The sequence below is a fragment of the uncultured Caballeronia sp. genome (genome assembly GCF_964243625.1).
Classification (GTDB): Bacteria; Pseudomonadota; Gammaproteobacteria; order Burkholderiales; family Burkholderiaceae; genus Caballeronia.
This window is the reverse complement of record NZ_CAXTGZ010000588.1, coordinates 1-3,742: the sequence shown is the minus strand read 5'-3', so window position 1 is coordinate 3,742 and position 3,742 is coordinate 1. Positions and strand designations below refer to the sequence as shown.

The 3,742-nt window shown below is 61.1% G+C and carries 3 protein-coding genes and 1 pseudogene; 3 read left to right on the top strand and 1 reads right to left on the bottom strand.

Annotated elements, in window-relative coordinates; genetic code table 11:
• Positions 1-902, bottom strand: a pseudogene (locus ACFFAR_RS27580) (histidine kinase); the annotation flags it as partial.
• Positions 903-1,087: 185 nt separating this feature from the next.
• On the opposite strand from ACFFAR_RS27580, the gene ACFFAR_RS27575 reads away from it, so the two are divergent.
• From ACFFAR_RS27575 to ACFFAR_RS27565, 3 genes are all read left to right on the top strand, one after another.
• A complete protein-coding gene (locus ACFFAR_RS27575; protein ID WP_174364979.1) occupies positions 1,088-1,591 on the top strand; it encodes a YbhB/YbcL family Raf kinase inhibitor-like protein in 504 nt (167 codons plus the stop codon).
• A 102-nt stretch (positions 1,592-1,693) separates the two neighbouring features.
• Positions 1,694-3,061: an MFS transporter gene (locus ACFFAR_RS27570; RefSeq protein WP_075359573.1), complete on the top strand. Its 1,368-nt coding sequence runs from the start codon at positions 1,694-1,696 to the stop codon at positions 3,059-3,061.
• Positions 3,062-3,164: 103 nt separating this feature from the next.
• On the top strand, positions 3,165-3,719 hold the full coding sequence (locus ACFFAR_RS27565) for a DJ-1/PfpI/YhbO family deglycase/protease (protein WP_174364978.1): 555 nt from the start codon (positions 3,165-3,167) through the stop codon (positions 3,717-3,719).
• Positions 3,720-3,742 lie beyond the last annotated feature (23 nt).

Below are 3,742 nucleotides of genomic sequence, written 5' to 3'. Positions count from 1 at the left end.
ACGTTGAGCTGATGGCCTTCGAGCGAATAGTTGACGACTTCGCGCTGGTGAAACAGCCGGTTTTCCCAAAGATCGACGAGTTGTTCCTGGAAATGGCCGACCATTTCGTCGCGGAAAACATCGCCTAGACGGCTCAGCAACGTGGCTTTATCAGGCGCGCCGAACATGGTGAGCGTATGCTGGTTCACGTCGAGCACGTGGATTTCCTGCATGCATCGCTCGATGAACTCCGGATGCACGTTCGTAAAAGTGCGGAAGTCGACGATGCCCCTGTCGCGGATATCGTCGAGCAACGACTTCACCGTGCTGAAGTTTTCCACCCACAGCGACACCGGCGAGTGTTCGAACAGCCCGCGTGCGTACAGCTCGCTGAGAGCCGCCTTGCGGCGCACGTTTTCCAGCTCGGTGATGTCCTCCACCGTCACGAGCACACGGTCCCACGTTGCTTCGTGACCCGGAAGGATGACCGCCTTGAGCAACACGTCCAGGCGTTTTCCATCGAGCGCGTAGTTCACGGTCTTGCTCACGAACTGCGCCTTGCCCGACCAGAGTTGCTCCAGTTCGTCAGCGTGGGTGAGCAGCATGTCATCGCGAAACACCGCGCCCAGATTGTCCACGAGGTGGCTCAGGTCTCTCGCGCCGAAGAGCGTCAGCGTGCGCCGGTTGACCTTGATCACGCGGATGCGCGACGAGCATTCGGCAATCCGGGCGGTATCGGCGCGCAGGAAAGAACGCAGGTCGACAATACCGTCCGCGCGCCAGCCCTCGAACACTTCGCGCACCGCGCTGAAATCCTCGAGCCACAGCGAGACCGGCGCGAGTTCGAACATATCGGCGTCGTCCGCGGGCTGGCTCGGCGATGCAGTCACGCTGTGCAATGCGCGTCCCAAGGTGTTCGGCATGTCCATCCTTTCAGATTCGTGCTTGAAATGATCCGGTTTGCGCCATTTTATGCGCAGACATCTCAAAAATAAGCTGAATGCCAAAAGTCCGGGTGTGGCTGCAACACTTTTGCGCGATTCCACGTGCCTCAGGCATGTTTGCTGCGCGCAGGCATGTCATCCAACCGTCAAGGAGGCAATGTCCCATGGCTGATTTTCGTATCTGGTCCGATGAGTTCGCGGCCAACGGTTATCTTTCGAAGACGCATGAATTCGACCAGCAGTCATTTGGCGTCGACGGTGAAAACCTGTCCCCCGCGTTGCAATGGGAAGGCGTGCCGCCTGAAGCCGAAAGCCTTGCGCTTACCGTCTACGACCCCGACGCGCCCACCGGCAGCGGCTTCTGGCATTGGGTCGTGGTGAACATTCCGGCAGACACGCACTCGCTGCCGCAAAACGCAGGCAAGGCCGACGGCAGCCTGTTGCCGGCCGGCGCGCTGCAACTGCGCAACGACTACGGCACGGTCGGATTCGGTGGCACGGCGCCGCCGCGTGGGGACAAGGCGCATCGATACATCTTCCGGATTCACGCGCTGAAGGCCGCTCACCTTCCCGTCGAAGCCTCGACGACAAATGCCGTTGCGCGTTTCATGACGCATCTGAACGAGATCGATTCGGCGACGTACACCGGGCTTTATGAGCTGAAGTAGGGTTCCGCTCCCTGCGGCGGCTGTACCTGCCGCCGCAGTGGAAGTAAACCACTTGAAAGGCGCACGCCTTAAACTGCGCGGCTCCTCTCCTTTTCCCCATCGATGGACGCAGAACAAGGCCTTCCGTACCCCCAGCGCTATTGGGCCATCCTGGTCGTTGCGCTCGGCATCACGCTCGCAGTGCTCGACGGCGCCATCGCGAACGTCGCGCTTCCCACCATTGCACGCAACCTGAATTCGAGTCCCGCCGACTCCATTTGGGTCGTCAACGCCTATCAGCTCGCAATCACCGTTTCATTGTTGCCGCTGGCGTCTTTAGGCGACCGGATCGGTTATCGGCGCGTTTATATGGCCGGACTGGCGCTGTTCACGCTGGCATCGTTTGGCTGCGCGCTGTCCGGGTCGCTGACCTCGCTGGCGGTCGCCCGCGTGATCCAGGGCTTCGGCGCTGCAGGCATCATGAGTGTCAACACCGCGCTCGTGCGCATGATCTACCCGCCGGAGCATCTGGGTCGCGGTGTCAGCATCAACGCGTCGGTGGTGGCTGTATCGGCGGTAATCGGGCCGACTGTCGCATCCGGCGTGCTCGCCATTGCCCCATGGCCGTGGCTGTTTGCGATCAACGTGCCAATCGGTGTCGCGGCGCTGTTCGTGGGCTGGAAAGCATTGCCACGCACGCCGGGGCATCGCCGGCCGTACGACTATCTCAGCGCGTTGATGAACGCGGCGGTGTTCGGCCTCGCGATTACCGCTGTCGATGGCCTGGGCCACGGCGAACATCGTCCGTACGTAATTGCGGAGTTTGTCGTGGCGGGCGTGATTGGATACTTCTTCGTGCGCCGGCAATTGACGCAGACGGCGCCGCTGCTACCCGTCGATCTGCTGCGGATTCCTGTTTTTGCGCTATCGATCGCGACATCGTTCTGTTCGTTCACCGCACAAATGCTGACGTTCGTCTCGCTGCCGTTTTTGCTGCAGAATACGCTCGGCATGACGCAGGTCGAGACCGGCTTTCTCATGACGCCTTGGCCCATGGTGATCGTGTTCATCGCGCCGCTTGCGGGGATGCTTTCCGACCGGTATTCGGCCGGCGTACTCGGCGGCATCGGGCTTGCGCTTTTGAGCGCCGGATTGCTGCTGCTTGCAACTACGGGCGCGCATCCCGCCCCGTTTGATATCGCATGGCGCATGGCGCTTTGCGGCCTCGGCTTCGGTCTGTTCCAGTCGCCCAACAACCGGCAGATGTTGTCATCCGCGCCGCGCAACCGCAGCGGCGGCGCAAGCGGCATGCTCGGCACCGCGCGGCTCTCCGGCCAGACACTGGGCGCGGCGCTGGTCGCGCTCATTTTCGGTATCGCGCCGCAACACGGCGCAACGATTACGCTGATTGTTGCCGCCTGTTTTGCAGCCGCCGCGGCACTGGTCAGCCTGTTGCGGATTTCACGCAGCAAGACGCCGGCAACGGCCTGAGCGCCGCCTTTCGCTTTCAGTCCCTGGGCACACCCTTTGCTGCTTCGATGAACGTGGTTCCCTCATCGGGACCGGTTCATCAATGCACTATAGGAGCTTATGCATGGCTGATTCCCTGAACGGCTACAAGGTCGCGATCCTCGCGGTCGACGGATTCGAGCAAGCCGAACTCGTGGAGCCGCAAAAGGCGTTGAAAGCTGCCGGCGCGCGAGTCGATGTGATCTCACAAAAGCTGGGGCAAATTCAGGGTTTCGTCCACACTGACATGGGCGACAAGGTGGACGTGGACGTTACGTTCGATCAGGCCCAACCCGCCGAGTATGACGCGCTCGTTCTGCCGGGCGGCGTGGTGAACGGCGACGCAATCCGCGTTGATGCCAAAGCCCAGAGTATCGTGAAGCAATTCGACAAGGCTGGAAAACCCATTGCCGTGATCTGTCATGGCGGATGGCTGCCGATCTCGTCGGGCATCGTTGCGGGACGCACGTTGACAAGCTGGCCGACGTTGCAGGATGACATCCGCAATGCAGGCGGCACGTGGGTGGACGAAGAGGTTCATCGCGATGGCAACCTGATTACGAGCCGCAAGCCGGACGACATTCCCGCGTTCAACAAGGTCATCATCGAAGCGCTTGGCGAACGCGAAAGAGTGGCTTGAGTTCGTCCCGTCATGGAGATGCG